Source organism: Pseudomonas sp. SAS7 (assembly GCF_052112345.1).
Taxonomy (GTDB): Bacteria; Pseudomonadota; Gammaproteobacteria; order Pseudomonadales; family Pseudomonadaceae; genus Aquipseudomonas; species Aquipseudomonas putida_Q.
Map to the genome: position 1 here is coordinate 499,893 of NZ_JBEGGO010000001.1, position 25,792 is coordinate 525,684.

26 protein-coding genes are annotated in these 25,792 nt (G+C 63.2%); 14 read left to right on the forward strand and 12 right to left on the reverse strand.

Features of this window, described 5'->3' with window-relative positions:
• Positions 1–57 precede the first annotated feature (57 nt).
• The 3 genes from ABI582_RS02175 to ABI582_RS02185 all read right to left on the reverse strand — a co-directional run bounded on the left by ABI582_RS02175 (position 58) and on the right by ABI582_RS02185 (position 4,091).
• Entirely contained in the window at positions 58–2,463 is a 2,406-nt protein-coding gene (locus tag ABI582_RS02175) for a TonB-dependent siderophore receptor (RefSeq protein ID WP_442118272.1), read from the reverse strand.
• Positions 2,464–2,688: 225 nt separating this feature from the next.
• A complete protein-coding gene (locus ABI582_RS02180) occupies positions 2,689–3,558 on the reverse strand; it encodes a FecR family protein (protein ID WP_442118273.1) in 870 nt (289 codons plus the stop codon).
• On the reverse strand, positions 3,555–4,091 hold the full coding sequence (locus ABI582_RS02185; protein WP_403004585.1) for an RNA polymerase sigma factor: 537 nt from the start codon (positions 4,089–4,091) through the stop codon (positions 3,555–3,557). The genes ABI582_RS02180 and ABI582_RS02185 overlap by 4 nt, the downstream gene beginning before the upstream one ends.
• A 119-nt stretch (positions 4,092–4,210) precedes the next feature.
• Between ABI582_RS02185 and ABI582_RS02190 the strand changes: the two genes are divergently transcribed.
• Positions 4,211–4,390 carry a hypothetical protein gene (locus ABI582_RS02190; RefSeq protein ID WP_243055177.1) on the forward strand — a complete coding sequence of 60 codons (180 nt, stop codon included), beginning with the start codon at positions 4,211–4,213 and terminating at the stop codon, positions 4,388–4,390.
• Positions 4,391–4,393: 3 nt separating this feature from the next.
• On the opposite strand, the gene ABI582_RS02195 is transcribed toward ABI582_RS02190, so the two are convergent.
• Positions 4,394–5,809: an amino acid permease gene (locus tag ABI582_RS02195; protein WP_019470891.1), complete on the reverse strand. Its 1,416-nt coding sequence runs from the start codon at positions 5,807–5,809 to the stop codon at positions 4,394–4,396.
• A 325-nt stretch (positions 5,810–6,134) separates the two neighbouring features.
• Here ABI582_RS02195 and ABI582_RS02200 point away from each other — a divergent pair, with 325 nt between their 5' ends.
• Positions 6,135–7,559: an aminotransferase-like domain-containing protein gene (locus ABI582_RS02200; protein WP_442118274.1), complete on the forward strand. Its 1,425-nt coding sequence runs from the start codon at positions 6,135–6,137 to the stop codon at positions 7,557–7,559.
• Between the two features lie 142 nt (positions 7,560–7,701).
• Here ABI582_RS02200 and ABI582_RS02205 read toward each other — a convergent pair whose 3' ends face one another.
• The gene (locus ABI582_RS02205; RefSeq protein WP_442118275.1) at positions 7,702–8,940 is read right to left on the reverse strand and encodes a Zn-dependent hydrolase; all 1,239 of its coding nucleotides are present in this window, start codon (positions 8,938–8,940) and stop codon (positions 7,702–7,704) included.
• Positions 8,941–8,971: 31 nt separating this feature from the next.
• On the reverse strand, positions 8,972–10,276 hold the full coding sequence (locus ABI582_RS02210) for an MFS transporter (RefSeq protein ID WP_442118276.1): 1,305 nt from the start codon (positions 10,274–10,276) through the stop codon (positions 8,972–8,974).
• 292 nt (positions 10,277–10,568) lie between these two features.
• On the opposite strand from ABI582_RS02210, the gene ABI582_RS02215 reads away from it, so the two are divergent.
• The 3 genes from ABI582_RS02215 (at position 10,569) to ABI582_RS02225 (ending at position 12,642) form a co-directional block, all read left to right on the forward strand.
• Positions 10,569–11,477, forward strand: a complete 909-nt coding sequence (locus ABI582_RS02215; protein WP_049275512.1) for a LysR family transcriptional regulator — start codon at positions 10,569–10,571, stop codon at positions 11,475–11,477.
• A gap of 120 nt (positions 11,478–11,597) precedes the next feature.
• The gene (locus ABI582_RS02220; protein WP_061202459.1) at positions 11,598–11,993 is read left to right on the forward strand and encodes a hypothetical protein; all 396 of its coding nucleotides are present in this window, start codon (positions 11,598–11,600) and stop codon (positions 11,991–11,993) included.
• A 16-nt stretch (positions 11,994–12,009) separates the two neighbouring features.
• Positions 12,010–12,642 carry a BRCT domain-containing protein gene (locus ABI582_RS02225; protein ID WP_132839671.1) on the forward strand — a complete coding sequence of 211 codons (633 nt, stop codon included), beginning with the start codon at positions 12,010–12,012 and terminating at the stop codon, positions 12,640–12,642.
• A gap of 19 nt (positions 12,643–12,661) precedes the next feature.
• Here ABI582_RS02225 and ABI582_RS02230 read toward each other — a convergent pair whose 3' ends face one another.
• Together ABI582_RS02230 and ABI582_RS02235 are read right to left on the reverse strand one after the other, a co-directional pair.
• Positions 12,662–12,943 (reverse strand): type II toxin-antitoxin system RelE family toxin, encoded by a 282-nt coding sequence (locus ABI582_RS02230; protein WP_132839670.1) that lies wholly within the window; start codon positions 12,941–12,943, stop codon positions 12,662–12,664.
• A complete protein-coding gene (locus ABI582_RS02235) occupies positions 12,933–13,178 on the reverse strand; it encodes a type II toxin-antitoxin system Phd/YefM family antitoxin (RefSeq protein ID WP_016500420.1) in 246 nt (81 codons plus the stop codon). Before ABI582_RS02235 ends, ABI582_RS02230 begins: the two co-directional genes overlap by 11 nt.
• Positions 13,179–13,445: 267 nt before the next feature.
• Between ABI582_RS02235 and ABI582_RS02240 the strand changes: the two genes are divergently transcribed.
• The 3 genes from ABI582_RS02240 to ABI582_RS02250 all read left to right on the forward strand — a co-directional run bounded on the left by ABI582_RS02240 (position 13,446) and on the right by ABI582_RS02250 (position 15,935).
• On the forward strand, positions 13,446–14,243 hold the full coding sequence (locus tag ABI582_RS02240; RefSeq protein WP_442118277.1) for an SDR family NAD(P)-dependent oxidoreductase: 798 nt from the start codon (positions 13,446–13,448) through the stop codon (positions 14,241–14,243).
• Positions 14,244–14,360: 117 nt separating this feature from the next.
• The gene (locus ABI582_RS02245; RefSeq protein WP_338746865.1) at positions 14,361–14,903 is read left to right on the forward strand and encodes a WYL domain-containing protein; all 543 of its coding nucleotides are present in this window, start codon (positions 14,361–14,363) and stop codon (positions 14,901–14,903) included.
• A 96-nt stretch (positions 14,904–14,999) separates the two neighbouring features.
• The gene (locus ABI582_RS02250; protein WP_442118278.1) at positions 15,000–15,935 is read left to right on the forward strand and encodes a cyclase family protein; all 936 of its coding nucleotides are present in this window, start codon (positions 15,000–15,002) and stop codon (positions 15,933–15,935) included.
• 52 nt (positions 15,936–15,987) lie between these two features.
• Here ABI582_RS02250 and nfsB read toward each other — a convergent pair whose 3' ends face one another.
• On the reverse strand, positions 15,988–16,641 hold the full coding sequence (gene nfsB / locus ABI582_RS02255; RefSeq protein WP_442118279.1) for an oxygen-insensitive NAD(P)H nitroreductase: 654 nt from the start codon (positions 16,639–16,641) through the stop codon (positions 15,988–15,990).
• Between the two features lie 103 nt (positions 16,642–16,744).
• Between nfsB and ABI582_RS02260 the strand changes: the two genes are divergently transcribed.
• Genes ABI582_RS02260 through ABI582_RS02270 form a run of 3 tightly spaced genes read left to right on the forward strand, consistent with a single transcriptional unit; the run spans position 16,745 to position 19,182 of the window.
• Positions 16,745–17,668 (forward strand): LysR family transcriptional regulator, encoded by a 924-nt coding sequence (locus ABI582_RS02260; protein WP_338746863.1) that lies wholly within the window; start codon positions 16,745–16,747, stop codon positions 17,666–17,668.
• A 48-nt stretch (positions 17,669–17,716) separates the two neighbouring features.
• Positions 17,717–18,547, forward strand: a complete 831-nt coding sequence (locus tag ABI582_RS02265; RefSeq protein WP_442118280.1) for an AraC family ligand binding domain-containing protein — start codon at positions 17,717–17,719, stop codon at positions 18,545–18,547.
• 50 nt (positions 18,548–18,597) lie between these two features.
• Positions 18,598–19,182, forward strand: coding sequence for a LysE family translocator (locus ABI582_RS02270; RefSeq protein WP_258656400.1), 585 nt, complete (start codon positions 18,598–18,600; stop codon positions 19,180–19,182).
• A 171-nt stretch (positions 19,183–19,353) separates the two neighbouring features.
• On the opposite strand, the gene ABI582_RS02275 is transcribed toward ABI582_RS02270, so the two are convergent.
• Positions 19,354–20,553, reverse strand: coding sequence for a sugar transporter (locus ABI582_RS02275; RefSeq protein WP_442118281.1), 1,200 nt, complete (start codon positions 20,551–20,553; stop codon positions 19,354–19,356).
• A gap of 205 nt (positions 20,554–20,758) precedes the next feature.
• Between ABI582_RS02275 and ABI582_RS02280 the strand changes: the two genes are divergently transcribed.
• Positions 20,759–22,075 (forward strand): hypothetical protein, encoded by a 1,317-nt coding sequence (locus ABI582_RS02280; protein WP_442118282.1) that lies wholly within the window; start codon positions 20,759–20,761, stop codon positions 22,073–22,075.
• A gap of 142 nt (positions 22,076–22,217) precedes the next feature.
• On the opposite strand, the gene calA is transcribed toward ABI582_RS02280, so the two are convergent.
• Entirely contained in the window at positions 22,218–23,270 is a 1,053-nt protein-coding gene (gene calA / locus ABI582_RS02285) for a vanillin reductase (protein ID WP_442118283.1), read from the reverse strand.
• Between the two features lie 181 nt (positions 23,271–23,451).
• Between calA and ABI582_RS02290 the strand changes: the two genes are divergently transcribed.
• Entirely contained in the window at positions 23,452–24,357 is a 906-nt protein-coding gene (locus ABI582_RS02290) for an AraC family transcriptional regulator (protein ID WP_014591584.1), read from the forward strand.
• A 62-nt stretch (positions 24,358–24,419) separates the two neighbouring features.
• Here ABI582_RS02290 and ABI582_RS02295 read toward each other — a convergent pair whose 3' ends face one another.
• Positions 24,420–25,019 carry a TetR/AcrR family transcriptional regulator gene (locus tag ABI582_RS02295; protein WP_258656396.1) on the reverse strand — a complete coding sequence of 200 codons (600 nt, stop codon included), beginning with the start codon at positions 25,017–25,019 and terminating at the stop codon, positions 24,420–24,422.
• A 92-nt stretch (positions 25,020–25,111) separates the two neighbouring features.
• Here ABI582_RS02295 and ABI582_RS02300 point away from each other — a divergent pair, with 92 nt between their 5' ends.
• Complete coding sequence (locus tag ABI582_RS02300; RefSeq protein WP_258911252.1) at positions 25,112–25,708, forward strand: NAD(P)H-dependent oxidoreductase; 597 nt, start codon at positions 25,112–25,114, stop codon at positions 25,706–25,708.
• The last annotated feature ends 84 nt before the right edge of the window (positions 25,709–25,792 follow it).

The window sequence follows — 25,792 nt, forward strand, 5'->3', positions numbered from 1 at the left end:
CCTGCGGGTCCCTTCCGAAAACTTGGACGCGATCTTTGTGGAAGCGTGTGCGGGCCGTCAGAAGTCCCAGCGGGTGGTTACCATGAGGTTGCGTGGCTCGCCGTAATAGCCACTGTAGAACGTGGTATCCAGCGCACTGAGGTACTTCTTGTCGAACAGGTTGTTGACGTTCAGCGTGGTGGAAAGCTGGTCGGTGATCTGGTAGCGGCCCATGAGGTTGAACACGGCGAACTGCCCTTGCTTGGCCTTGACCGTACCCAGTTCGGCAGGCGCGGCGGTGAAGTGCGTGCCGCTCTGCCAGTTCATGCCGCCACCCACGGTCAGGCGGTCCAGCTCGCCCGGCAGGCGGTACGTGGTCCACAGCTTGACCATGTTGGCCGGAAACACGGTGTTGATGCGCTCGCCGTCGGCATCCTTGATGATGCTGTGGTTGTAGCTGGCGGTGAGGTTCCAGCCCGGCTGCAACTCACCGCTGGCTTCCACTTCGAAGCCACGCGTGGTGGCACCGGAAATCGCTTCATAGGCCGCCGTGGTGGTACCTGGCACAACTCGGCCTGGGTCGACCACGGCAAGGTTGTCCTGCTTGATCTCGAACGCAGCGACGCTGGTTTGCAAGCGCCCGTCAAAATACTCGCTTTTCAGGCCGACTTCGTAGTTGTCGCCCTCGCGCGGCGCCAGCGTTGCGCCGCCGGCATCACGTACCGTCTGCGGCTTGAAGATACTGGTGTAGCTGGCATAGACCGAGTGAATGTCGTTCAACGCGTAGACCACACCGGCATAGGGCGTGACCACGCCGCTTTCACGGTTACCCGGGATCTTGTTCGGCTGCGTGCTGAGGTCGTAGCGGTAGCGGTAGTTACTGACCCGGGCGCCCAGGATGAGCGACAGGTCGTCGGTGGGCCGCAGGCGCGTGGCCAGGTAGGTACCGCTCTGGTAGATGCTGGTGTCGCCGTCGTACAGCTTGCCATTACCGGTGTCAGGCTTGGTGGTGTAGTTGTCCCAGTCGTAGAAGTTGACCCGGGTGCCTTCGATCGCGGTGCCGCGCAGCGGGTCGTGGTGGTTCTGGTAGCGGGAGAAGTTGTAGCCCAGCACCAGGTCATGCTGGCGGCCGAATGCCTCGAATGGCCCCTTGAGCTGGGCATCCACGCCAACCTGCTTCTGCCAGGTGCTGCCGGCACCGCCGTACAGGCGCACGCCCTCGCCGGTCTGCTTGTCGGGGAAGCCCCAGCTGGCGGTGGCCAGGCTGTAGTCGTCGCGGTTGATGTACATCTGGTTCACTGCCAGGCGCAGGCTCCAGTCGTGCCCCAGTTTCTGCTCGAGGCTGGCAAAAGTGTTCAGCGCGTCCTGGGGGTTGCTGCTCCAGCGCGCGGCGCTGTTGGTGGAGCGGGAAAAATCAGTTTGCTCACCATTGCTGTAGAACAGCGGGAAGGCCACCGAGGACGAGCCCTCTGGCCGGTTGCGCTGATAGTCAGCGCCCACGGTGAGCAAAGTGGTGTCGCTCAGGTCGGCCTCCAGGATGCCGTAGAACACCTGCTTTTCCTGGTGGTAATGGTCGACGAAGCTGTCGTTCTGCTGGTAGGCGGCAACCATGCGTCCGCGCACATTGCCGGTGGGGGTCAACGGCCCGGACAGGTCGACCTCGGTGCGGTACTTGTTCCACGACCCCAGCCCAGCGCTGACATGTCCCTTGAACTCGGGGGTGGGCCGCTTGCGCACCAGGTTGATGGTGGCAGAAGGGTCACCTGCGCCGGTCAGCAGGCCGGTGGCACCGCGCAGCACCTCCACATGGTCGTAGATGGCCATGTCGGCCAGGCTCTGCGCCGACACCTGGCTGACGATATCAAGGGTGGTGGGGATGCCGTCGAACTGGTAGTTGTCTACCGAATAGCCACGCGAGTAGATGTTGAACCGCTCACTGCCCAGGCTTTGGACCGACAGGCCCGGGGTTTGCTGCAACACTTCGGTGAGGTCGTTCAGGCCCTGGTCGTCCATGCGCTGGCGGGTGACCACGCTGATCGACTGCGGCGTTTCGCGCGGCGACAGGTCAAGGCCTGTACCGGCGCGTGTAGTGCCCAAGGTGTAGGCACCGGTGCCGTCGGTGCTGTTGCCGTAACGCTGGCTGTCGATGTTGATAGCGCCCAGTTCCAACGCCGGGCCACTGGCCGGCGCGCCGATCAGGTAACCCTCCCCGGCCCGCTGCAACTGCAGGCCCGAGCCGGCAAGCAGCTGCTGCAAGGCCTGGGCGACGCTCATGCGCCCTTGCACGGCGGCCGCCTGACGGCCCTCGGCAGCATCGGTGGAAAACAGGATGCGGGTGTCGGTCTGCTGGGCCAGGGTGTTTAGCGAGCGGTCCAGGCGTTGGGCCGGGATGTCCAGGCTGAAGGTGGCATCCTGCGCCTGGACGGTGGCGCAGGTCAGCAGGCTGGCAGCCAGCAGCGTCAGCGGTAAAAGGTGGTTACCCATGTGTTCCCCATATGAACGATTCAAGTGACTTCATGGGGATGGCGGTTGGCCATGGGCGAATGTTGATGTGCCAATGAAAATAATTATCGGTTGCTCCTGCCTGTGCGCCTTCCTGTAGGAGCGGCCTTGTGTCGCGAAAGGGGTGCGAAGCGCCCCCGGGATTTTCGCTTCATCTCAATAATTGCTGGGGCCGCACTGCGGCCCTTTCGCGACGCAAGGCCGCTCCTACAAGGGTTTACGCCAGGCTGACGATGAGTCAGTCTGGCCAATGACCAGCCCACCATCCGCCGCACGCACCACAGCCACTGGCAACACCGCCGGTAACTGCTCCAGCAGTGCCCGCACCTGCCGGCTGTCGAACTCACCCGACAAGCGCAAACCCCCGGTACGTTCATCCGCCAGCCGCAGTGGCACCTCGCTGTAGCGCTGCAAATCCACAATCGCATCGCGCAACGGTGTGCCGTCAAAACGCAACACCGAGCTGCGCCAGGCCTCTATCGCACCTGACGCGACGGCCTGCACCTCGCCCAACTCGCCAGCAGCAGCAAGCAGTTGCTGCCCGGCCCGCAGTGGCTGCACAGCGCCGTGCCCAATGCCGACCTCGACTGCCCCCTCGAGCACCCCTACCCGCACGCCACGCACATCGCTGCGCACATCGAACACCGTGCCGATATCACGCACCCGCACGCCCTGGCTGCGCACAATGAACGGCGCATCGGCATGCACTACGGTAAACCGCGCCTGCCCTTCGAACAGTTCCAACTGCCGGCTGCGCAGGCGCCGTTCAATCTGCAGGCGGCTACCCGAATCCAGCAGCACCTGGCTGCCGTCTGCCAGCACCAGCTCGCGCTGCGCGCCCACGGCCACCCGCACCTGCTCGGTATGCCAGGCAGGGTCCAGCCACCACAGGCTGCCCGCCAGCAACAACGACAGCAGGCTGGCCTTGGCCGCCTTGCCGACCTTGCGCCGGCGTGCGGTCATGGCTTTGCCTTCGGCGAGCAACGCCTCGCGGGACGCCACCCGCTCACGCAGGGCTTCGCTGAACGCCTCCAATGGGTCGGCCTGGGGCCTGCTTTCACGCTTGCCCTGGCTCATGCCCGCCCCTCGCCATGCAGGCGCCGGGCCGGTTCCCAGCGGCTGGCGATGGTACGCAACGCCCGGTTGAAGTGCTGGGTGACCATGTTGACCGAAATCTCCAGCTCGGCGGCAATGTCACGCTGAGCCATGCCATGGATGCGGTGCAACAGGAACACCTGGCGCTGACGTGCCGGCAGGGCCTCGATAATCGCCAGCAGGGCATGCAGCTGTTGCTCGAAATCCAGTTCGCGCGCACCGTCCCAGCTGTCCAGGGCCGGTTCGTCATGGCTCGCGGCAGCCAGGTGAGCCGCCCGCAGTGATTCGGCGCGCACCCGGTCGATGGCCCGGTTGAAGGTGACCTTGCGCAGAAATGCCAGCGGCAACGAAATGCGCTGACGGGGTGGCTTGTCGAGAATCTGCAGGTAGACGTCGTGCACCAGGTCGCGGGCAAAATGGCGGTCGCGAAAGCGCTGGCGGATGTAGCGGACCAGGTCGTCATAGTGCAACGCCAGCGCGTCAAGCAGTTCCTGGTTGGGCGGTGTATTAGACATGGTGGGCCGGCGCCAAGTGATAATGCTTCGCATTGTAGGGGCCAGACCTGTGTTTGTCTGCTATGGCTTGCCGGCCAGACGGCCGGAACTGACCACCTATGCGTGAAGTCAGTCCATTTATGCGCATGCCCATGAAGACCTACATCGCCCTCGCCATCCTCGCCCTGATTGCCACCGCCGCCCTGCTCGGCTCGCCGTGGATGAACCAGCGCTTCCACATGCCCGCAGAAAAACCCCAGGCCCAACAACGCGAAACGGCCGGGTCCCAGAGGGAGCCGGCCGTTTCCAGACACGAGTGACGCTTAGTGCTGCTTGCTGTTACCAGAACGGATCTGGTGCACCACACCCATTGCCACCACGACTGCCGCCGCGATACCGGTGGAAATCACCAGGATCTGGTAGTCAGGCATGAAGGCCATGGTTACCAGGGCGGCCACGATGAACGCGATCACCAGGTAGGTCAGCCACGGGAACAGCCACATCTTCAGGCGTACTTCCTTGCCTTCGGCAATCAGCTTGCGGCGCATGCGCAGCTGCGAGAAGGCAATTACCAGGTACACCAGCAGGGCGATCATGCCCGTGGTGTTCATCAGGGTATCCAGCACGTCTTTCGGGCGCAGGGTCTCGCTGAAGTTGATCAGCGCGCATACCACGGCCACCGCACACGAGCCCATGATCGCGTACACCGGTACACCAGTGCCGGCGCGGGTGATCTTGAAGAACGACGGCGCATCGCCACGCTGGGCCAGGGAGAACAGCATGCGCGAAGCGGTGTAGTGGCCCGAGATCAGGCAGCTGCTCACCGAAGTCAGCACCACGAAGTTCATCAGCAGCTCGGCATACGGCACGCCCAGCAGTTCCAGGGTACGGCGGTAGGCGCCATAGCCGGAAACGCCCAGGTGCGGGTCGTTCCACGGTACCAGGCAGACGATCAGGAAGATCGAACCGACGTAGAACAGACACACACGCCATACCACCGAGTTGGTGGCCTTGACGATCTGCGCGGCCGGGTCTTTGGCTTCGGAAGCGGCGATGGTGACAATTTCGGCGCCCAGGAAGGCGAACATCACCCCAAGCAAGGCACCAATCACGGTGGTGATGCCATTGGGCATGAAGCCTTCGGCGGTGAGGTGGCTGATGCCACGCACTTCACCAAACTGCCACACGTTCATCACGGCAGCGGTACACACGATCAGGAAGCAGACGATCGCGATCACCTTGATCAAGGCGAACCAGAACTCGAACTCACCGTAGTGCTTGACGTTGAAGAAGTTGACGGTAATCAGCAACAGGGTCGTGGCCAGCACGAACACGTTGACGCTAACGTCGGGGAAGAAGCCATGCAGGATCTTGCCCGCCACATAGGCTTCCCAGGCCATGAGGATGACCCAGTACCACCAGTACAGCCAGCCGATGGTGAAACCGGCCCAGCGGCCAATGGCGCGGTCGGCGTAGGTGGAGAACGAGCCGGTGTCTGGCGAGGAAGTCGCCATTTCACCCAGCATGCGCATGATCAGCACCACCAGGATGCCGCCCGCCAGGTAGGCCAGGACAGCGGCTGGGCCGGCGCTGTGGATCACGCTGCCGGATCCGACGAACAGGGCGCCGCCAATTACCCCGGCGATCGACATCATCGTCAGGTGGCGCGACTTCAGCGAGGCACTGAGCTTGCTCTCGTGCCCGCCTTTCGCGGTGGTGGTTGTGGATGTTGCGTCCATCAGTTGTGTACCCCGTGCTTCTTTTTATCCAAGGAAAACCGTGAAACCCCGATGGCTGGCGGTTTCACCTGTACATCAGTGCTAATGCGGGCAGGATGGTGTGAACGAACACACGCAGGCCCTCCATGGCGGCCTGCTGACGCGCCCCAGGACGACTGCCTGGAGCGAACTGAACATGCTTTATGTGGCGATATCCGACACCTAATGTAAAAATGTCCGACGCAGAGAGCCATGCACAGTGGCATGAATCTCGCACTGCACTGTACAGGTCGCCCTTGCAGTACACCCTGCAGACGCCAGGCGATACGCATCCTGAAGGCCCCGAATGTTCGAATTACATCCAGACTCCTCCACCCCGCTGGTCAACCAGATCATCGACGGGTTGCGCGAGTTGATCGACAACCAGACCCTGAAGCCGGGCGCCAAGGTGCCGTCTATCCGCGCCTTTGCCGCGAGCTATTCGGTGAGTACCTTCACCGTGGTCGAGGCCTATGATCGCCTGGTCGCCCAGGGGCTGCTGGTGAGCCGTGGCAATGCGGGGTTCTTCGTCAACCGTGCGGCGGGCGAACTACTGGAGCGGCACACTACCGAGGCCGACGCCAGTCGACCAACGTTCAACTCCGAGTGGTACCTGCAGCAGATCTTCGAGATCCGCCAGTTACCCTACAAACCGGGGTGCGGCTGGCTGCCGAACGACTGGATGTACGAAGAAGGCCTGCGTCGGGGGCTGCGCCAGGTGGCGGGTAGCCCGCTGGAACTGTCGGGCTACGGCGACCCCATGGGCCTGATGGAGCTGCGTACGCTGACTGCGCAGAATTTGCAGCAAGAGCTTTCCATCGTCGCCAACCCGGCGCAGCTGATGCTCACCCACGGCGCCAGCCAGGCCTTGGACCTGGCCGCACGTACGCTGGTGCGCCCAGGCGATGTGGTACTGGTGGACGACCCGGGCTATCCCAACCTGATGAGCATCCTGCGTACCCAGGGCGCGACGCTGGTCGGCGTGCCACGCACCCCGGCCGGCTACGACCTGAACCAGCTGGAACAATTGCTCACCCACCACCGCCCGACGGCGTTCTTCACCCAGCCGCACCTGCACAGCCCGACCTGCTCACGCACACCGCTGCCGCAGCTGCACCGCCTGCTGCAGCTGGCCAGCCAGCATGGCTTCCGTCTGGTGGAGAACAACCTGTATGCCGACATGGTCGCCGAGCCGCAGCCATGCCTGGCCAGCCTCGACCACCTGCAGCAGGTGGTGTACGTGGGCAGCTACTCCAAGAGCATCTCGCCCAACGTGCGGGTCGGCTACATGCTGGCCAACCCCGAGCTGATGCAGAAACTCCTGCACCTGAAGATGCGGTCAGGCCTCACCACCTCGCAGGTGATGGAGCGTGTGGTGTACGCCGCGATCATCGACGGCCGCTGGCGCAAGCACCTCAAGCGCCTGCGCCAGCGGCTGGCCGAAGCGCATCAGGAAGTTGGGCGCCATCTGCATCGATTGGGCTTCGAACTGTTCACCGAATCGGATGAAGGCATGTACATCTGGACCCGCCACCCGGCGATTCCGGACAGCGCTGCGTTGCTGGATGATGCGCTGGAGAAAGGCATCATGCTTGGGCCTGGGCAGTTGTTCATGGTCGATGCCAAGGCGACCGGGTGGATGCGCTTCAACGTGGCGTTCAGTACGGACCCGGCGATGTGGGAGTTGCTGGAGAAGGTGTTCGTCAAGCATGTACGCCGGAGTGGGATGTAGTTCGCCACGACATCCTCAGCGTGGGTAAGGTTTGCAGGAACTTGTGGGAGCGGGCTTGTCCCGCGAAGGCGGCCACGCGGTGCCTGGCACCGGCTTTGCCGGTGTTCGCGGGGCAAGCCCGCTCCCACAGGGTCCCCGCTATTCAATGAGTTATGTCGACATGGCCTGCCCGGGCCAGCACGGCGTTCAGCAGTACATCAGCGCCCTGTCGGGCATCATCAGGCAGCACGTCCTCAGCCTCGTTGTGACTCAAGCCGCCAACGCAAGGGATGAACACCATCGCCGTCGGACAGTAACGCGCCAACAGGATGGCATCGTGACCCGCCCCACTGACAATCGATTGCTGCGCATACCCAAGGCCATCCACCGCTTGCTGCACGGCAGCCACGCAGTCGGCATCGAACGGGGTCGCCGGGCTGACCCAGTGCCGCTCGATACGCACTTGCAGGCCGCGCTGGCTGGCGATGGCTTGCAGCTTCAGGGTCAGCTCGCGCTCCATGGCTTCTATGGCGTCGTCGCGGTGGTGACGCAGGTCGACCGTGAACTGCAGCAGGCCGGGAATGGTGTTGCGCGAGGACTTGGCAATGGAGAGCTCACCTACGGTGGTCAGGCCTTCGGGGGCAAAGTCCGCTGCCAGTTGCTCGACCGCCTGGATCATCCGCGCGGTGCCGTACAGCGCATCCTTGCGCAGCGGCATCGGCGTAGTGCCGGCGTGTGCCGCCATGCCCTCAACCGTCACGTCCAACCAGCGGATGGCCTGGCCACCACTGACCACGCCAATGGCCTTGGCGTTGTCTTCAAGGATCGGACCTTGCTCGATGTGCGCCTCGAAATAGGCATCCACCTCACCACCCAGCGGGCGCTGCCCGGCGTACCCGGTGCGGTACAGTTCATCGGCGACGCTGACGCCATCGGCATCGCGGATGGCCAGCGCCTCGGCTAGCGCGAGGCTGCCGGTGAACACCGCCGAGCCGAACATGGCCGGAGTGAAGCGCGCGCCCTCCTCGTTGGTCCATACGGCAATTTCCAGTGGCTTGCGGGTGTGGATGTTCAGGTCGTTCAGGCGGCGCACCACCTCCAGGCCGGCCAGCACGCCATAGACGCCATCGAAACGGCCTCCTTCGGGCTGGGTGTCGAGGTGGCTGCCCATCATGACCGGGGCGGCATGCGGGTCACTGCCAGCACGGCGGGCGAACAGGTTGCCGATGGCATCTACCGACAGGTTGAGGCCCGCTTCGCGGCACCAGTGGCTGAACAGTTCACGGCCGGCTTTGTCCTCGTCGCTGAGGGCCAGGCGGCAGCTGCCGCCGCGGGCGGTGGCGCCCACTTCGGCCATGGCCATCAGGCTCGCCCACAGGCGTTCGCCATTGCTTTTCAACATATGCGGGTACTCCAGGATAATTGGGGTTCGATCAGGCCAGTTCCAGGCGCTGGCTGCGGGCGTATTGGCGGGCCAAGGCGAGCACGCAAACCAGCGAAATGGTGGCGATCAGGGTGTAGAAGGCTGCCATCGGCCACCATTGGCCGCTGAAGGTATGGGCCAGCCAGGTGCCAATCAGCGGGGTCAGGCCGCCGGCGATGGCGCCGCAGATCTGATAGGCCAGGGAAATGGCGGTGTAGCGCACGCGGGTTTCGAACATGCCGCTGACATAGCCGGCAATCACCGCGTAGAAGGAGGCCATGCAGGCGGCGGCCAGGGCGATGCCAAGCACGATGAACGGGCCCTGGCCCGAGCTGACCAGCACGAACATCGGGTAGGGCGAGGCCATCGCCAGCAGCGCGACCAGCGCCAGGAAGCGCGTCGCGCCGACCTTTTCCGACAGCCACGCCGCCAGCGGCTGCACACAGAGCTGGATGATCGCCACAAAGAACAGGCATTCAAGGATCAACGAGCGCTCCAGGTGCAACTGCTGGGTGGTGTAGCTGATCATGAAGGTGTTGGTGAAATAGACCCCGGCAATGCCCAGGGTGTTGGCGCCGATGCACAGCAACAGCGGGCGCCAGGCGGTGCGCAGCACTTCAAACACTGGCGCCTGCTCCTTGCGCCGGGCCTTTTGCGCCTGCTCGCGGCTGGCGATGAACTCGGGTGACTCATTCACCCCCAGGCGAATCGCCAGGCCCACCAGCAGCAACAGCGCGCTGGCCAGGAACGGCACGCGCCAGCCCCAGCTCATCAGTTCCTCTTCGGGCAGGCGGGTAACCGCGCCAAAGGCCAGCAGCGACAGAATCAGGCCAGCCGGGCTGCCCAGCTGGGCGAACGAGGCGAAGAAGTTGCGCCGGCCCTTGGGCGCATGCTCACCGGCCATCAATACCGCCCCGCCCCACTCGCCACCCACGGCAATGCCCTGGACGATGCGCAGCAGGATCAACAGCACCGGCGCAGTGGCGCCGATCTGCGCGTAAGTCGGCAGCAGGCCGATGCACACGGTAACGATGCCCATCATCAGCAGGGTGATGACCAGCGACTTCTTGCGGCCGATTCGGTCGCCCACGTGACCGAAGACGATGCCGCCCAGCGGCCGGGCGAAGAAGCCCACGGCGAAGGTGCCGAACGCGGCCATGGTGCTGAACAGGCTGTCGTCGGAGGGAAAGAACAAGGCACCGAACACCAGGGCGGCGGCGGTGGCGTAGATGTAGAAGTCGTACCACTCGATCATGGTACCGATGAACGCGGCGGCTGCGGCACGGCGCGGCTGGGCGGAAGCGGTGGGCTTCATGGGGGCTCCTTTGCTTGTTGTTCTGGCAGGAGTTGCTGGGACACGGCGGCGCTCTCGTGGCGCTTGGCCTATTGACTTGGCGCTGGCTCCTTTCGCGGGCTTGCCCGCTCCCACAGGGATCGCACAATGTCTGCTGACAGTGCAGTACCTGTGGGAGCGGGCAAGCCCGCGAAGAGGCCGACACCGATGCAATAGGCTCCGATGCCTGCGATTTATCGGCCCAGGGCTATGATTAGTCAATTTTCTATTTATTATTCGAACTATTAACCACGCTTATTATCGAGCCCCCGCCATGTCTGACCGCCTGCTCAACGATCGCCTCGACTGGAACCTGCTGCGCACCTTCCGGGTCATCGGCCAGGAGCTGTCCATCAGCCGCGCCGCCGCCCGCCTGCACCTCACTCAACCGGCGGTAAGCCAGGCGCTCAAGCGCCTTGAAGAGCAGCTCGGCCGCCAGCTCATCGCCCGCCGCGGGCCGCGCTTCGTGCTGACAGAAATGGGCGAACAGCTGTTCCAGCTGGCCGGCGAGGTGTATGGGCAAATGTCGCAGATCGGCGGCTTGCTGGAGCAACCGGCAGACGAAGTGGTGGGCAAGGTGCGCCTGCTGATGATCAGCCGCATCGTCAGCGAACGCTTCGACAACTTCCTGGCCGACTTCCACCGCCAGCGCCCGCGAGTGGAACTGGAAATCGACGTGATGCGCAGCTCCGACATCGTCGCCGCCCTGCAGGAAAAAACCGCCACAGCGGGCCTTAGCCTCACCCGGCGTGCACAGCCACGGCTGGAACAGCGGCTGTTCCTGCGCCAGCGCTATGCGTTTTTCTGTGGCAAGCACCATGCCCTGTTCGGCCAGGCCGAAGGCGACTTGCAACGGGAGAATTTCGTCAGTTTTACCAGCGACCAGATTGGCGGCATGTTGTCACCGCTGACCATTTTCCGTGACCTGCAAGGGTTTGCCGGGCGGATCGTGGCCTCATCGCCAAGCCTTGAGGAAGTACGCCGGCTGGTGATCGCCGGATTCGGCATCGGCTGCCTGCCCGAGCATGTGGTGGCACCGGATGTCGAAGCGGGGTTGCTGTGGAAGCTGCCGCCGCAGGAAGGGATTGCCGATGTGGATATTCACCTGTTGTGGAACAAGGAACAGCGGTTCAGCCGGGCGGAAGAGGTGTTTATCGAGGCGTTGCAACAAAGCCTAGGCTAACAAAAAACCATCCCGGCTTACCCCACAAATAGGTACCTGGCAGAACACCGGCAAGCACTAGACACAATAATGGCCAATTAGTAGCATCGATCCAACTGGACACTACGGACAATTTCAGACATGGATAGCACTGCAGGAGTCATTCAACGCCCACACCATCAACCTATCCGCCAATCACTCACTTGGGAAGAGGCATGGAAAGGTCCCGATGAGGGCTTGATTCGGTGCTGGGAGATTGGTCGTGAACGGGCCCTGGCTCAACCTGACCTTGCCCAACACTGTGCCAATGGCGCACTCCCTGTTCTTGGTTGGAAAGGCGGACATGATCGCGCATTGAAAAAACCCATGAAGTTCGGGTCTTTCAAATACCTGGCCCAATGGCAGGGCCTTCGTGGCGAAGATCTGCTCATCGACGTACGATCAGAAATCACCTTGAGCTGTAATCACACGGGCATGATCACCACATTTACACCGGACCAGGCAAAATATGCCGACGCTGTGATTCTAACGGAATAGAAACGAGGAGCAGGGAATGGTCGATCTTTACCAAGAGTTTCAGAACAGCCGCTTTTTCCACGAAGCGCGAATCGCACAGCGATCAGTTGATGCACTGATTGGCATCGCTGCCGGCCTGACGGCTGACAATCAAGTCAATCAACAAGAGGCTGAGTTTCTCAGGGGATGGATGGAGCAGCAGCTCATTCATCTCGAAGATCCGGTTATCAATTTATTATACCGTCGCCTGAGTGACATGCTTCAGGACAATGTGCTGGATGCCACCGAGTCAGCTGAACTGCTGGAGCTTTTGCAACAGTTCACCGGCAAGCCACGTTGCAGCGACAACCCCTTTTCTTCGCCCTCCACATTGCCACTTGATTGTCCCGAACCGACACTGGAATGGAGAGACCGCACTTTCCTGTTTACCGGGACAATGGCTTACGGGCCTCGCAAAGATTGCGAAGCACTGGTGATAGAACGTGGGGGGGCAGTCGCCGCCGGGGTCAGCAAGAAGATCCACTACTTGGTCATTGGCAGTATTGGCAATGACCAATGGCTGCATAGCAGTTATGGCACGAAGATCAAGAAAGCAGTGGAAATCAGGGAAGCCGGCGCGAACATCGCGATCGTGAGCGAAGCGCATTGGCAGCGCGCAGCTTTTGGCTGACGCGAACACGTGATGGGGCTCAGCGCTTCTGAGCGGCTCGATAGACCTCGCTGCGCTCGCGCTTGCCAACCGATACCACCACCACAACGATACGCTCGTCCTCGACCCGATAGACGAGGCGATACCCGGAGGCCTTGAGCTTGATTTTGTAGTGGTTCGGCAGGTCGCGCAGCGCATCGGCCTGCACCTTGGGGGATTGCAAACGCTCGCCGAGTTTTTTCTTGATCTGTTCGCGCACGGTGTGGCCCAGCTTGCCCCACTCCTTTAGCGCTGAGGGCAGGAATTCGAGCTTATAGGTCATCCAGAGACACCGGTACGCCTTTTTCCCCCAGCCTGGACTTGGCCAATTCACTCAATTCGAGATCTTCCAGGCGCTCCATCATGGCCTCATACAGCTCGGCCGGCACCATGTATCCCATCACGCGATTATGGTTAAGCACTGCGACGGGCATGCCCGCAGCTCCGGTCATTACAGCAGATGGGTTCTTTTTCAGTTCCGACACGCTTACGGTCACGTCAGCAAAGATGTTCTGCATTTTTTCGCCCTCGAATCAGGACCATATTTTGGTCCATATATAGGACACAAACAACCCTGTATTGTTCAGAGACGGCAGTGCTCGATCAGCTCGTCACGGCTGCCGCCCACGCCCCAAGGCTTGATCACGCCAACTTCACGCAGGCGGGTCAGCAGGCGAAAGGCCCCCGGACCAGGTCTCGACCCAGTGGAAGTCCGTCTTTTACTGACTGAACGTGCTTCACTTGGATGGCTTGCATCACTGCAACTCACTTACAGGAGCCATCCCATGAACATCGACCTCGGCGGGCGCACCGCCATCATCAGCGGCTCGACCGGCGGTATTGGTCTGGCCATCGCCCGTGGCCTGGCCCGCGCCAATGCCGACGTGGTCATTGCCGGCCGCAGCCAGAAGTCGCTGGACGCCGCCGTCGCCGAAGTTCGCAAGCAAGGTGGCCGTGGCCAGGTACACGGCGTGGTCGCCGACCTGGGTACCGCCGCCGGTGCCGAAACCCTGTTCGCTGCCCACCCCCGGGCCGACATCCTGGTCAACAACCTGGGCATCTACGACGACGTCGACTTCTTCGAGGTGGACGACAGCGAGTGGGCGCGCTTCTACGAAACCAACGTGCTGAGCGGTGTGCGCCTGGCACGCCACTATGCCCCGGGCATGGTCGAGAACGGCTGGGGGCGGATCCTGTTCATTTCCTCGGAATCGGGTATCGCCATCCCTGCCGACATGATCAACTACGGCGTGACCAAGGCCGCCAACCTGGCCGTTTCCCATGGCTTGGCCAAGCGCCTGGCCGGCACCGGGGTTACCGTGAACGCGGTGTTGCCGGGCCCGACCCTGACCGATGGCGTGACCGCGATGGTGGCCGATGCAGCGCAGGCCTCCGGGCGCAGCATTCGTGAAGAGGCGGACAACTTCGTGCGCACCGCGCGGCCAAGCTCGATCATCCAGCGCGTCGCCGATGTCGATGAGGTTGCCCACCTGGTGGTGTACCTCGCCTCCCCTTATTCCTCCGCCACCACCGGCGCGGCCCTGCGGGTCGACGGCGGCGTGGTCGACAGCCTCGCTATCTGAATTCAACTGGAGGCATTCGGGGAAAACTTGGATCCCATTCTATGACAAGGTATGCTGGGCAATAGCTATACGCCACTACCCTGGCGGGCTTCGTGCCTGCCTTCAAGGACGAAGCCTTTGCCCAGCCACCCTACCCGCCACACCATTGCCCGCCAGTGGCAGCTGCTCAAGTTGCTGCCCGGCCGCCACCCGGGCATGAGCTCCACCCAGTTGCAGGCCGCCCTGACAACCGTGGGCCATTCCACCAGCAAACGCACCGTCGAGCGCGACCTGGTCGAGCTCGCCGCGCTGTTCCCGTTGCAGTGCAACAGTAAAGGCATGCCGTATGGTTGGTATTGGCAACCGGGCCTGAGCCTGGGCGAAGCCCAGCAGCTACAACCCGACGTGCTTACGCCCACGGCCCAGATTGAACTGCATGCCTGGGTTGATGACGCGTTGGCCTTGCGCCTGGAGCAATCACCCCTGTCAGCAGACATGCAACTGACGCCGCAAGCGAGCGGCGGCGCCACGCTGGTGGCCAGTGTTGACGACAACCGGGCGCTGATGGGCTGGCTGCTGTCCCAAGCAGGTTCTATCCGCATCCAGGCCCCGCAGGCACTGCGCGTGGCCATGCTCGAACAGTTGCGCCAGAGCCTGGCGCTGCACGAGGGTAGTTATTGACCGGCAGGCAAAAGTCATTGTCCCGCGGGCCGCTTTTTCCCCAAGCCTGCCCTGCGCAGAATTCGCTCCTGACAACGCATTTTTCAGGAGTACTCGATGACATGCTTCAAGCCCTTGCTACTGGCCGTCGCCCTGGCGACCACTGCCCAGGCCACGTTGGCCGCCGACTGGCAGACCTCGCCCTACGGCAAACAGGATGAAATCGGCGCCGCCAACCTGCTCACCCCGGAGGTGGTCAAGCAGGCTGTCGGCCTGGTAAAGACCGGCAAGACCTACCCCCTGGCCGTGCCCGTGAGCAAGGACTTGCCGGCATTCCGCCACCGCAGCTTCCACCTTTACAACATCCAGCCCGGCGAGCAGGCGGGCCAGACCCTGGGCCGCAACAAGTTCAGCTTCAACGATGAACTGGTCAACGGCTGGACCGGCGTCGGCACCCAGCTCAACGGCATCGGCCATATCGGCATAGACAACGTTTATTACAACGGTAACAAGGCGGCCGACTTTGTCACCGTCGAAGGCGTGATCAGGCTGGGCGTGGAAAAAGTACCGCCAATGGTCACCCGTGGTGTGGTGCTGGACATGACGGCCTACTACGGCAAGGCCATCGTCCCGGGCGGCACCGCATTTACCGTCGCTGACATCAAGGCCGTGCTGAAGAAACAAGGCATCACCCTGCGCAAGGGTGATGTGGTGCTGTTCAATACCGGTTGGCTGGAGCTGATCGGCAAGGACAACCAGCAATTCCTTGCCACCGAGCCGGGCATCGACCTGCCGGCGGCCGAATGGCTGGCGGACCAGGGTATTGTCGCCTTTGGTGGCGATACGTGGGCCTCCGAGGTGTACCCGAACCCGAGCGGCGACGAGTTCCCGGTCAACCAGTTCATGCTGGCCAAACGGGGTATCTACAACCTGGAACTGATCGACACGCGTGCGCTGGTGCGGGACAAGGCGTTCGAGTTCCTGTTCGTGCTGGGGCAGCCGCTGTACAAGGGCTCGACCCAGGTGAACATCAACCCGGTGGCCATTCACTGATCGCCGGACTGGCTGTTTTTCGAAGGTGGGGCCGCTTGCGGCCCCGGCAATCTCAGAGGAACGTGAACACTTGCGAAGCCGGCAACCGTGACTTGTTCAGCCCCGCGTTGAAGTCCGATTCACTGCGATAACCCAGGCTGAGTATCACCACGCTTGTGAAGCCACGCTCACGCAAGCCCAGCTCGGCATCGAGCGCCTTGCTGTCGAAGCCTTCGATCGGCGTTGCATCCAGACCGTGTGCCGCTGCCCCCAGCAACGCCGTGCCCAAGGCCAGGTAAGTCTGCTTTTCCATCCAGTGCTGCGCGTCCTTCTGGTCGAAGCGGTGCAGGTTGACGTAATGGCGGCGGCTCTGGTTTTGCCCGGCGCGGGCTTGCTCGTCACGGAAACGGCCATCGGCAGCCTCCTGATCAAGCACCGCATTCAGGTGCGCTTCGGTCATCTCGGTGCGGGTGCAGAACACGATCACGCGGGACGCATCGAGGAGCTTGGGCGTGTTGTAGGCAAAACCCTCGGTGGTGCTCTTTGCCAGCCGGGCCTTGCCTTCGGCCGTGTCGGCGACGATGAAGTGCCAAGGCTGGGAGTTGACCGAGGACGGGCTGTGGCGCAGCTGTTCAAGCAGAGCATCGACAGTGGCCTGGGGAATACGGCGCGAGGCATCGTAGGCTTTAGTGGTGTAGCGGCGCTTGGCCAGCGAGACGGTATCCATGCAGCAACTCCGGAATGAACAGTGGATTTACCGCGCATCTTATCTTTCCGGCAGAAAAGAAAAACCGGCACAATGCAGCAACACTTTCATCCATGGAGTGAAAATGCTGCGCATCGCCGATCTCGAACTGTTTGCCCGCAGCAGCGTGCTGGGCAGCTTCACTGCCGCTGCCCATGAGGCAGGCTTGCTGCCGGGCCAGGTGGCTGCCGCAATCAAACGCCTGGAACGTGACCTGGATGTGCGCCTGTTCGCCCGCACCACTCGCAGCCTGCGCCTGACCGCCGAGGGCGAGCGCTACCTGCCCACCGCGCTGAATGTGCTGGAAAGCCTGCGCCAGGGCCATGAAGACCTGCATGGCAACCCCAATACCTTGCGCGGCACCCTGCAGGTGTCGGCACCTTCCGATATGGGCCGCAACATGTTGCTGCCCTGGCTCAGTGCTTTTCGCCGCGAGCACCCGGCATTGCAACTGCGCTTCTTCCTGTCCGACCAGATTGCCGACCTCAACCGCGACCCGGTGGATGTGGCCATCCGCTATGGCCTGAACCAAGATGCCAACTACATCGCACTGCCATTGGCCGACTGGAACCGCAGAGTGCTGGTCGCCTCGCCCGACTACCTGGCTCGCCACGGCCGCCCGCTCAGCCCCGACGCCCTGCAGCAACACGCCTGCCTGCTGTACATGCAGCACAACCGGGTATACGACAAGTGGCAGCTGGGCAACCGTACCGTGCAGGTGCGCGGGCCGCTGGTCAGTGACGATGCCGACGTCATCCGTCGCCTGGCCATTCAAGGCGAAGGCATCGTCTACAAGTCGTGGCTGGATGTCAGCGCTAGCATCGCGGCCGGTGAACTGGAAATCGTCCTGCCCGAACTGCTCGGCGAAGCTACCCCGGTCACCTTGGTATGCCCGCATCGCAAGCAGCTCACACCGGCGGTTTCGCAATTGCACCTGTGGCTGCGCGAGCGCTTCGAGGCCCTGCGTGATCGGGCACTGACCAACGGCTGCACAATCGTTCCAGACTGAGCCGAGGGGTTGCGCTAAGGTAGCCATTTAAGCCAACGGCACACGTTCATGAGCAACTGGATCGACCTCAAGCAAGACGCCGATACCGGCATCGAGTCGGTCCGTGCACATTTTGTCGGGCATGCCTACGACCCGCACTGGCACGACAGCTTCCTGGTCGGCCTGACCGAACAGGGCGTGCAGCAGTTCAATTGCCGCCGGGTGCGCCACCGCAGCACGCCGGGGCAAGTTTTCTTGCTCGAGCCTGGCGACATCCACGATGGCCTGGCGCCTACCGAAGAAGGCTTTACCTATTCCACGCTGTACCTGGAGCCCGCGTGGCTCGACCAACAGCTGCGGGCGCTGTTCGAGCACGCACCGGGCGACAGCCTGCCCAGCTTCGCCGACACCCTGTGCCACGACGAACACCTCGCGCGGGCCACCGCCCTCGCCTTCCAGTCCGTGCACGACCAGGACTTGCGCATCGTCCGGCAAACGGCCATGGACGACCTGCTGGCCTGCCTGACCCGCCACATGCACTGGCGCCGACGCATCAACCCCGACCCACGCCTGCCGCTGACCGCCCAACGCGCGCGTGATTACCTGCACGCCAACCTGGAGCGCGACATCGGCCTGGAAGACCTGGCCCAGGCCTGCGGCATCGACCGCTTTCGCCTCACCCGTGCATTCAAGGCCGCATTCGGCATTGCCCCGCATGCCTACCTGATCCAGCTGCGCCTGGCCCGGGCGCGGCGCCTGCTCGCCCTGGGCCAGACGCCTGCCGAAGTGGCCGTGGCCTTGGGCTTCGCCGACCAGAGCCACCTGGGGCGCTGGTTCCGTCGGGCCTACCGGCTGACCCCTGCCGACTACCGCAGGCGCTGCTCAAACCTTCCAGACTGATCGCCTGCGGGCAGCGAGCATGGTGCTTCGATTTTCCGGAGCCATGAACCATGTCGCAGTCGTTGTTGCCCTTCATTCTGTTCGCCCTGGTGTCCAGCATCAGCCCGGGGCCGACTAACCTGTTGATCCTGGCCCATGGCGCGCGCGCGGGTTTGCGCGCGAGCCTGGCGCCAATCGTTGCGGCCTGTGGCGCAGCGGCGGCGATCGTGTTGATGGTGGGTCTGGGGCTGGGTGAACTGCTGCTGCGTCACCCCTTGGCCCAACAGGTGATGAGTTGGGCGGGAGTGTTGTGGCTAAGCTGGCTGGCGTGGAAGATGCTGCGCAGTGCCGCCGCACCGCTGCAAGCGGCCACGGCGCAAGGGTTCAGTGCTTTGAGCGCCGCAGCGTTGCAGGTGGTGAACCCCAAGGTCTGGTTGATGGCCGTGGCGGTGGTCGGGGTGTTTGCCGCGCCTTCGTTGCCGGTGTGGCAGTTGGCACTGGTGTTTTTACTGATAGCCCTGCCGTGCATGGCAGCGTGGGCAGTGCTGGGGGTGGGCAGCGCCCGCTGGTTGCAGGCACCGCGCCGGTTGCAGCTGTTCAACCAGGTGTTGGCGGCGGTGCTGTTGATTTCTGCCTGGGCTGCCGTACTGGCTTGAATATCAAGCGGTACCCCTTGGTCTACGGGGGCACCTGTAGGAGCGGCCTTGTGTCGCGATGGGCCGCAAAGCGGCCCCGGCAATTTCTGCGGCGAAGCTGAAATCCTGGGACCGCTTTGCGGTCCATCGCGACACAAGGCCGCTCCTACAGAAAAGCGCGCTGGCCTTGGGTCAGTGTGTCAGCGCCTCGCGGAAGCGCCGGGTGCTGGCGACGGCCAGCACCAGCCCGACCACTGCCACACTACCGCCCACCAGGCCGATATCGGCCACGTCCATCTGGCTGCTGACGATACTGCCCAGCAGCGCACCGCCACCAATCCCGATGTTGTAGATACCCGAGAACAGCGCCATGGCCACGTCGGTGGCATCGGATGCCAGCTTCAACGTCTTGGACTGCAGCGACAGGCTGAAGCTGAGGATCGCTACACCCCAGAACATGCTCAGCACCGCAAACGCATAAAAGTTGCCCGACAGCGGCAACATCAGCAACAGGCACGCGGCGAGCAAGCCAATCGAGCCCACCAGAAAGCCATGGGGGAAACGGTCGCTGTAGCGGCTGAACAGCAACGAGCCGAATACCCCGGCACCACCAAACAGCAACAACAACAGCGTGGTGCGCTCACCGCCAATCTGCGCCACGTGCAGGGCAAACGGTTCGATGTAGCTGTAGGCGGTGAACTGAGCGGTAATCACCAGCGTCACCAGCAGGTAGGTAATCACCAGCGCCGGGCGCTTGAACAGGATTGGCAGGCTGCGCAACGAGCCCGAATTCTGGCTGGGCAGCAGCGGCAGCGACTTCATCAGGCACAGCATGGTGGCCAGCGCGACCCCGCCAATACTGAGGAAGGTCACGCGCCAGCCCAGCGCCTCTCCCACCACGCGCCCCAGCGGAATGCCCAGAACCATGGCAAGAGTGGTACCGGTTGCCAGCAGGCCCAGCGCCTTGGCCTGCTGGCCAGGTGGCGCCACGCGCACTGCCAGCGAGGCGGTAATGGCCCAGAACACCGCATGCGACAGTGCAATGCCGATTCGGCTGACCAGCAACATGGCAAAGCTCTGCGACAGCCACGACAGCAGGTGGCTGACGATGAACACCAGGAACACGAACAACAGCAGGCGCCGCCGTTCGATATTACGGGTCAGCAGCATCATCGGCAGCGAGGCCAGCGCCACCACCCAGGCATAGATGGTCAGCATCAGCCCGACCTGGGCGGTGCTCATGTCGAAGCTGCGGCCAATGTCGCTGAGCAGCGCCACCGGGACGAACTCGGTGGTGTTGAAAATGAAGGCCGCCAGGGCCAGGGCGATGACGCTCAGCCAGCTGCCGCTGCCCGCCGTGGGTGGCAGGTCGGTGGGTATGGGTCCGTTCATGGGTGGGAAACGTTTCTCCGCAGACGAGGCAACAGTTCGCACGCCAGCCACCCGTTTGCAGGGGTGCCGACGTACGCGCTGTTATTGATAGGAATGCACGGCATGGTACGCGCCAAGCCGGGGCCTCACAACCGCAAGGCAGGCAGAAGGAGTACCATGCGCGCTTTGTGTGAAACGCGTGTGCAACAAGGAGCCCGATTCGCTCATGGACAAGCAGCACCCCCAGCAGCAATGGCAGCAGGCGGTCATCGCCTATGCCCAGGCCGTCAACGACTACGTCGCACAGGGCCGTGCGCAAGGCTGGGACAATCTTGAAGAGCCACAGGCGCCCGCCACCGGGCACCTGCTGGACGCCTGGCGGGCAGCCCTGCAGGCAGCCAATCACCCTGGCGCCGACGAACAGCAGCGTCGAGCCTTCCGCGAAGCCTGGCCACCTGCGCACCACCCCCTGGTACCGTTGCTCGAAGACCACGGCCAAGGTATCAGCAATGTCCTGCTGCTGAAGGATGGCAGCCTGCTGGCACGCATCGGCATGCCTTACGACAAGGGCCAGGTGGTGCGTATCGATCATCATGGGGTAACCCCGGTCATCGGTATCGAGCACTTTGGCCGCTGCCCAGCCCGCCGTTATTTCGCCCTCGCCAATGCCGAAGGCATACGTGTGACCGATGGCTGGGGGGGCCCGCAAGTGCAGCGCCTGGCCTGGCCAACCGGGCTGGAGGGGTTGCCGACAGGTTACCCGTTCGAGCCGTTCGACCTGCCGCCCACACCGACCGCGCTGATCCCCTTCCCGGATGGCCAGCGCGTGCTGCTGGTGAGTGCCGAAGGTATCTTCGTGCTGTCCACCCAGGGTGCGACTCGCCTGCTACCGCAGCAGACACGCGTGCTCGATGAGCTGGCCGAAGGCACCGACCCGGACGACATCAGCCTGGGGCTGAGCATGGAGCATGGCGCGGTGTCGGCGGACGGTCGGCTGATCGTGGTGGGTGAGCAAGGCAGCCGCCACCTGGTACTGGACGCGCAACTGAGGCCGCTGGCGGATATCGGCCCTGGCAGCGAATACCCGCACTTTGCGTTGTTCAACCGCGCGGGTGACCACCTGGCCCTCAATGCCTGTCATTTCTACAGCGGCGCCACGCTGGGAGTAAACGTCGCCGATTTGCCGGGGCTGGAGACCGACTACTACAGCCAGGACCCTCGTACCCCACTGCTGCAGGATGGCGCGCGGGTATACGCCGGGGTAGCGCGCGAGGGCGAGTACATTGTGGGTGATGCCTATGGCTACCTGCGGGCGTTTGGCGAGGACGGTACGGAGCACTGGCAGCACTACCTGGGCTCGACCATCAGTGCGATGGATATCAGCGCCGATGGGCAAACGCTGGTGGCGGCGAGCCACGCGGGGGTGGTGTCGGTGATTGCGCTGGATAGCGGGCGGCCTGAATGGCAGATCGGCACCGGGGCACATGGCGAGGTGCGGCGGTGGTTGTTCTGGCGGGGGTGGGACAAGGCGATGTTCTGGTAACAGAACCAGGATTTTTTGCAGCCTGTACCGGCCCCTTCGCGGGTAAACCCGCTCCCACAAGGACCGCACATAGCCTGAATGCCGTGGTGCAACTGTAGGAGCGGGTTTACCCGCGAAGAGGCCAGTACAGGCAGCCGATCAATCAGTCCTGCAAAGTGGCCATGTCGATTACAAACCGGTACTTCACATCACCGGCGATCATGCGCTCATACGCCTGGTTGATGTTGCGGATATCCAGCATCTCGATATCGCAACGGATGTCGTGCTCGGCGCAGAAGTCCAGCACTTCCTGGGTCTCGGCGATGCCACCGATCAACGACCCCGCCACCACCCGGCGCTTGAGCACCAGGTTGGCCGCATGCACGGGCGGGTCGATCGGTTCGATCAGGCCGACCAGGATGTGCACACCATCGAACTTCAGTGTTTCCAGGTACGGATTGAGGTCGTGCTGCACCGGAATGGTGTCGAGCAGGAAATCGAAACGACCAGCCGCGGCGCGCATCTGCTCGGCATCGGTGGACACGATAACATGGTCGGCACCCTGGCGGCGGGCTTCCTCGGCCTTGGCCTGGGAACGGGTGAACAGGGTCACTTCCGCGCCCAGGGCCTTGGCCAGCTTGATGCCCATGTGGCCCAGGCCGCCCATGCCAAGGATGCCGACCTTGTGGCCCGGGCCAACGCCGTGGTGCTTGAGCGGCGAATAGGTGGTAATGCCGGCGCACAGGATAGGGGCGGCGCTGGGCAGGTCCATGCCGGCCGGGATGCGCAGCACAAAGTGCTCGCTGACCACGATGCTGCTGGAGTAACCGCCCATGGTGTTGCTGCCGTCGACCCGATCCGGGGTGGCGTAGGTCATGGTGGGGCCTTCCAGGCAATATTGCTCCAGGTCCTTGGCGCAGGCTTCACAATGGCGGCAAGAGTCGACCATGCAGCCGACGCCGACCAGGTCACCCACCTTGTGCGCGGTGGCCTTGGCGCCCACCGCCGTGACCCGGCCGATGATCTCGTGCCCAGGCATCAGCGGGTACACGGCAATGCCCCATTCGTTGCGTGCCTGGTGGATGTCGGAGTGACATACGCCGCAGTACAGGATCTCGATGGCGACGTCGTCCGGGCGCAGGCTGCGGCGCTCGAAAGTCATGGGCGCCAAAGGGCTGGCAGAAGTTTGAGCGGCGTAACCGATGGCGGTATACATGCAGGACCTCGCAGTGAAGTGAAACGATTCAGGCGACGCATTTTGCGCGTCCAACCGCGTCACGCCCACGGCTGATTCTCCGGCATCCATGCCTGATTATCCGAAGATGCTATCTGTCAGCTGGCGCCACGCCTTCAATCTGCGATGATTAAGCTGTCTGATTCTCTGCCCTTGGTCCACCATGCAACTGACCCGTCACGTCGACGCCAATGCGCCGCTTTGCGCACTAATCCGCAGCCTCGCCACGCGCCCAGGCTTTGTGCCCACGCACCTGCCCCAGGTGCAGGTGCTGAGCTGGGACCACTATGTGGCCAGCAGCCCGCAAATCTACGAACCCAGCCTGATGATCCTGGCCCAGGGCAGCAAGCTGGCGCGCCTGGGGCCGCGCACCCTGGAGTACGGCGCCGGGCATTACCTGGTGCAGGCGTTGTCGGTGCCGTTCATGTGCGAAACCTTCGCCACCCCTGACGCGCCATTGCTGGGCGTGGCGGTGGACATCGACCGTGGCGTGCTGGGTGAACTGGTGCAGAGCATGGGCCTGGTGCCAGACGCTGCAGTACAGGCGCAAACACCGCAATCGATGACCTCCGCAGCACTGGATGCGCCAATGCGCGAAAGTGTGGAACGGCTGCTGCACTGCCTGCAGGACCCGCTTGACGCCAAGGTACTGGGCCCGGCGCGCGTCCGCGAGGTGCTGTATACCGCGCTGCGCGGCCCGCAGGCCGGTGTGTTGCGAGCACTGGTGGAGCAACAGGGGCACTTCGCCCGTATCGGCGCCGCCCTCGCCCACCTGCGCGAGCACTACGCCGAGCCGCTGAGTGTGGAGGCACTGGCCGCGCGGGCCAACATGAGCGTTTCGACCTTCCATGAACACTTCAAGCGCTGCACCGACATGGCACCGATGCAGTACCTCAAGCGCTTGCGGCTACTCAAGGCGCAGCAGATGCTGATCGGCGAAGGCCTGGGGGTGGCGCAGGCAGCGCACCGGGTGGGTTACCAGAGCACCTCGCAGTTCAGCCGCGAGTACAAGCGCCAGTTCGAGCGCAGCCCGGGGGATGAACAGCCCTATCAGAGCTTGCCTGTGTAGCGAAGCCATGCTCGATCACTGTGGGAGCGGGCGCGCCCGCTCCCACAGTGATCACATGCGCTTCATGTTTGCCGTTCGACCATGGCGATAATGGCGGCCTTGAGCTCAGCCTTGGCCTGGCCGGCTTCCAGCTCTCCCGCTGCAGCCGCCTGGGACAGCGCATCCGCTGCCCCCACCAGCAGGCGCATGCCGGCAACCCCTACATTGCCGCTGGGCGAAAACCCGGCCAAGGCTTCGCGGCACTTGTCCAGGAACGGCTGTTCGTACGCCCGTTTCAGCGCCTCCATTTCCGGCGACCCGGCCAGCGCCGCCGACACCCCGGGTATCTCCCGGCCCTGGCTCATCACGCAGTCCACGTAGGCCTCGGCAATCACCCGAGCGCGGCTGGCCAGGCTGGCTTCACAGCTGGCCAAGGCTTGCGCCAGCATCTGCGACTGACGCGCATCGTATTCCTGGTACAGCGCCAGCAGCAGGCCGTTGCGGGTCTCGAAATGGTCGTACACCACCGGCTTGGTTACCCCCGCCTGTTCGGCCAGGCGGCCCAGGCTCAGGGCATCAGTGCCCTCCTCCCGCACCAATTGCCAGGCCATATCCAGCAACTGCCTGCGTCGGTCATCGCGGCTCAGGCGCTTGCGTGAACGTGCTTGATCATCGCTTGACATCGATTACCTACCAAAAGTAACTTACTAAACGTAACTTACCTGGAGTATATAACGCGCCAGGCAACCCTGCACCCTTTGACTGGAGAGCCACCATGCACGCCCTGATCGTCGTCGGTCACCATGACCCGCAATCCCTCACCCACGCGCTGGCCCGGCAGGTTGCCGACGGCCTGGCCAGCGTCGGCCACAGCAGCGAAATCGCCGACCTGGCCAGCGAAGGCTTCGACCCCCGCTTCAGCCTGGCAGACCATGCCGTGCACCGCGGGCTGGCAACACCGCCGGCTGATGTACTCAACGAGCAGGCACGCATCGAGCGCGCCGATGCCTTGGTGCTGGTCTATCCGATCTACTGGTGGTCACTGCCAGCCCTGCTCAAGGGCTGGGTGGAGCGGGTATTCAGCAATGGCTGGGCGTTCGACTATGACGAAGGCACCACGGTGAAGAAATTGCGTGGCATGAAGGTTCACCTAGTCGGCATTGCAGGTGCCGATACAGGCACCTTCGAACGGCACGGCTATGGCGAGGCGATGCGCGTGCAGATCGAGCACGGCATCTTCGACTATTGCGGCGCAGAAGTACTCAGTTCCACATTGCTGGATGACAGCGAAGGGCCTGACCAGCTCCCTCACTTGCACCACGCACATGCTTTGGGCAAAAAACTGTTTGCAGATTGCCAGGCCGCAGCCTGAACCGGCGCAGTGCCGCTACTCAAGTAGCGGCAGCCTCGGTTCTGCACGCACCCCATTGCAGGAAATCAGACGACCCGGCTACCA

Coding starts and splice junctions, on each gene's coding strand:
- ABI582_RS02175 (WP_442118272.1), bottom strand. CDS start 2,463: ATGGGTAACCACCTTTTACCGCTGACGCTGCTGGCTGCCAGCCTGCTG.
- ABI582_RS02180 (WP_442118273.1), bottom strand. CDS start 3,558: ATGAGCCAGGGCAAGCGTGAAAGCAGGCCCCAGGCCGACCCATTGGAG.
- ABI582_RS02185 (WP_403004585.1), bottom strand. CDS start 4,091: ATGTCTAATACACCGCCCAACCAGGAACTGCTTGACGCGCTGGCGTTG.
- ABI582_RS02190 (WP_243055177.1), top strand. CDS start 4,211: ATGCGCATGCCCATGAAGACCTACATCGCCCTCGCCATCCTCGCCCTG.
- ABI582_RS02195 (WP_019470891.1), bottom strand. CDS start 5,809: ATGGACGCAACATCCACAACCACCACCGCGAAAGGCGGGCACGAGAGC.
- ABI582_RS02200 (WP_442118274.1), top strand. CDS start 6,135: ATGTTCGAATTACATCCAGACTCCTCCACCCCGCTGGTCAACCAGATC.
- ABI582_RS02205 (WP_442118275.1), bottom strand. CDS start 8,940: ATGTTGAAAAGCAATGGCGAACGCCTGTGGGCGAGCCTGATGGCCATG.
- ABI582_RS02210 (WP_442118276.1), bottom strand. CDS start 10,276: ATGAAGCCCACCGCTTCCGCCCAGCCGCGCCGTGCCGCAGCCGCCGCG.
- ABI582_RS02215 (WP_049275512.1), top strand. CDS start 10,569: ATGTCTGACCGCCTGCTCAACGATCGCCTCGACTGGAACCTGCTGCGC.
- ABI582_RS02220 (WP_061202459.1), top strand. CDS start 11,598: ATGGATAGCACTGCAGGAGTCATTCAACGCCCACACCATCAACCTATC.
- ABI582_RS02225 (WP_132839671.1), top strand. CDS start 12,010: ATGGTCGATCTTTACCAAGAGTTTCAGAACAGCCGCTTTTTCCACGAA.
- ABI582_RS02230 (WP_132839670.1), bottom strand. CDS start 12,943: ATGACCTATAAGCTCGAATTCCTGCCCTCAGCGCTAAAGGAGTGGGGC.
- ABI582_RS02235 (WP_016500420.1), bottom strand. CDS start 13,178: ATGCAGAACATCTTTGCTGACGTGACCGTAAGCGTGTCGGAACTGAAA.
- ABI582_RS02240 (WP_442118277.1), top strand. CDS start 13,446: ATGAACATCGACCTCGGCGGGCGCACCGCCATCATCAGCGGCTCGACC.
- ABI582_RS02250 (WP_442118278.1), top strand. CDS start 15,000: ATGACATGCTTCAAGCCCTTGCTACTGGCCGTCGCCCTGGCGACCACT.
- nfsB (WP_442118279.1), bottom strand. CDS start 16,641: ATGGATACCGTCTCGCTGGCCAAGCGCCGCTACACCACTAAAGCCTAC.
- ABI582_RS02260 (WP_338746863.1), top strand. CDS start 16,745: ATGCTGCGCATCGCCGATCTCGAACTGTTTGCCCGCAGCAGCGTGCTG.
- ABI582_RS02265 (WP_442118280.1), top strand. CDS start 17,717: ATGAGCAACTGGATCGACCTCAAGCAAGACGCCGATACCGGCATCGAG.
- ABI582_RS02270 (WP_258656400.1), top strand. CDS start 18,598: ATGTCGCAGTCGTTGTTGCCCTTCATTCTGTTCGCCCTGGTGTCCAGC.
- ABI582_RS02275 (WP_442118281.1), bottom strand. CDS start 20,553: ATGAACGGACCCATACCCACCGACCTGCCACCCACGGCGGGCAGCGGC.
- ABI582_RS02280 (WP_442118282.1), top strand. CDS start 20,759: ATGGACAAGCAGCACCCCCAGCAGCAATGGCAGCAGGCGGTCATCGCC.
- calA (WP_442118283.1), bottom strand. CDS start 23,270: ATGTATACCGCCATCGGTTACGCCGCTCAAACTTCTGCCAGCCCTTTG.
- ABI582_RS02290 (WP_014591584.1), top strand. CDS start 23,452: ATGCAACTGACCCGTCACGTCGACGCCAATGCGCCGCTTTGCGCACTA.
- ABI582_RS02295 (WP_258656396.1), bottom strand. CDS start 25,019: ATGTCAAGCGATGATCAAGCACGTTCACGCAAGCGCCTGAGCCGCGAT.
- ABI582_RS02300 (WP_258911252.1), top strand. CDS start 25,112: ATGCACGCCCTGATCGTCGTCGGTCACCATGACCCGCAATCCCTCACC.